Here is a 2,328-nt window from a genome sequence, read left to right as displayed (position 1 = left end):
GGAATCGATGATGGTTAATGATTTATTGACACAAACTAAACCCCAATATTCCGGCAGAGGTCTGGTTTTTTAAGAATTCAACTATGCGATAAAAAGAATTGCAGGTTTATGACATTCCTTCAAGGTGCCTCACTTTATCTTATACACAAAGTGCGCACAGTCGGTGCTTTCGGGGCAACCCTTGCAACTGCTACCTGTCAAACAAGCACTCACATCGACTTTTTCAATTTTGCCTAGACTCACTAGCTTTTCAGCCATGGCTTGGACTAACGGAATTGGGGTATTGAGGCGCTCACTCAGTAAAGTGATGTCAGCTTGCCCATATAAGGCGATTAAATCTCGAACTTGTAACAAGCTGACCATCACGTTATTCCTTAGTGGCAGGCATTGCCTGAACATCCAGAGCATTGCGCCGCAGTTTTACTTTTTATATTCAATGTGACCCGACTACGGACACGGCGTAAGAACATAAGTAAAACAAGATTGAAAGCAACTACCGCAATGATAGTTATTAAGCTACTTTGTGGGTGCTCACTGAATGTCGCTATTTGGTAAAACAGTGCAGAAAGGCTATAGGCCACATTGAGCCCCCAAAGAATGGAAAAACTCATCCAGCTTTTATTGGTTTCGCGAGCGATAGCCCCCATCACAGATACGCAAGGCACATATAGCAAGACAAAAATTAGATAACTATAAGCCGCGATGCCAGAACCAAATTTCGCCGCCATGGTACCCATAGAGCCTGACTCCATCTCACCGTCCCCTTTACTGGCTTCGATAGGGTTCGATAGCGCACTTAATGTAAAGGTTTCTTTTAAGCTATCCCAAGTATCGGATACCGCATCCTCTAACTCTTCCCACAAATTGAAAGATTCAGCATCAAATGGTTCGGCGGTGATCGCTTCGGCGGTATACAGGGTATTTAATGTACCCACGACCACTTCTTTGGCCATTGCTCCCGTGATTAATCCGACGGTGGCTTGCCAGTTGTCCGCGTGAACGCCGATTGGCTGTAATGCAGGCGTGATAACTTTACTGACCGAAGCCAGTGCCGAATCATTAATATTATCAACGGGTTTACCTGAGAAGGAGAAGCTGTTTAATGCACCGATAAAGATACTGGCAACGACGATAACCTTACCAGCACGTACCACAAAGCCTTTCAAGCGTTGCCAAGTTTGGATCAGTAACGTTTTGACGTGAGGAACGTGATAAACCGGTAATTCCATAACGAAAGGGGAGGCTTCACCGCGCATTAAAGTGTGTTTGAGTAGCAATCCTGTCAGGATAGCGACCACAATCCCTAAAATATACAGGGAAAAGACAACACTAGCGCCGTTTTTACCGAAAAAGGCCGCGGCAAATACTGCAAAAATTGCCAGCCTTGCGCCGCAAGACATAAATGGTGCCATTAGAACAGTAATCAGCCTTTCACGCGGTGCATCAAGAGTACGTGCGCCCATAATGGAAGGAACGTTACAGCCAAAGCCAACAATTAAGGGCACAAATGATTTGCCGGGTAAGCCCAGTGCTTGCATGAGCCTGTCCATTACAAATGCCGCACGAGCCATATAGCCGGAGTCTTCGAGTATTGAAAGAAATAGGTACATCATCCCGATTTGTGGTACGAGTGGTAAAACGGTATTAATACCACCACCAACACCTTGGGCAAGGAAGATGGTTAGCCAATCAGGGAAACTCAAATAATCTCCCAGCCACTGGAGACCATGAATAAATATGGCTTCTGATGCCCCCTCGAAGAAAGGTTGTAGTGCTCCTCCGATATTAATTGCTAATACAAACATCAGGTACATGACAAACAAGAAAATCGGGACACCAAGCCAGCGACTGAGAATAAATCTATCCAGTGATTGCGTTAATTTGTTGGGTTCAGCAGCACTATTATTAATAGCGGCATGGCAAATAGTCGCAATAGACTGATAGCGAGAGTCTGCAATGAGTAACTCGGGTTCTTCATTCAAACTCTCTTTAAGTTGTTGGCGTGTCGAAAGTAATTGCTCTTCTGTTATTTCTGCACGTTGGCGGCTGTAAATATCCCCTTCGAGGATTTGTAATGCTAACCAGCGGCGTTGTTGGTGGCTAAATTGCTGTGATGATATTTGATCTGACAGTGAGTCTACCGCTTGTAATAATTGAGGTGGATATTCGACAAGGGCTTTTTGGCTATTTTGTGGATGAGTATCAATGGTTTTCTTTAATTCATTAATACCAGTCGCACGTGTTGAAACCATTGGAATGACAGGGCAACCCAGTTGTTTCTCCAATTGAGCAATATCAATATCAATATGTTGGCTTTGTGCGATATCC

At 44.4% G+C, this 2,328-nt stretch carries 2 protein-coding genes; both read right to left on the bottom strand.

Annotated elements, in window-relative coordinates; all coding sequences use genetic code 11:
• Positions 1-129: 129 nt before the first annotated feature.
• Complete coding sequence (locus OQV04_RS24300) at positions 130-363, bottom strand: FeoC-like transcriptional regulator (protein ID WP_042847763.1); 234 nt, start codon at positions 361-363, stop codon at positions 130-132.
• Positions 364-374: 11 nt separating this feature from the next.
• A partial coding sequence (feoB, locus tag OQV04_RS24295; protein WP_332643200.1) for a Fe(2+) transporter permease subunit FeoB occupies positions 375-2,328 on the bottom strand: 1,954 nt, incomplete at its 5' end.

The sequence above is a fragment of the Escherichia sp. Lx600-2 genome (genome assembly GCF_036662595.1).
Lineage (GTDB): Bacteria > Pseudomonadota > Gammaproteobacteria > Enterobacterales > Enterobacteriaceae > Escherichia > Escherichia coli.
Note: the sequence above shows the minus strand (reverse complement) of the source record. Positions and strands in the feature narration are given on the sequence as shown.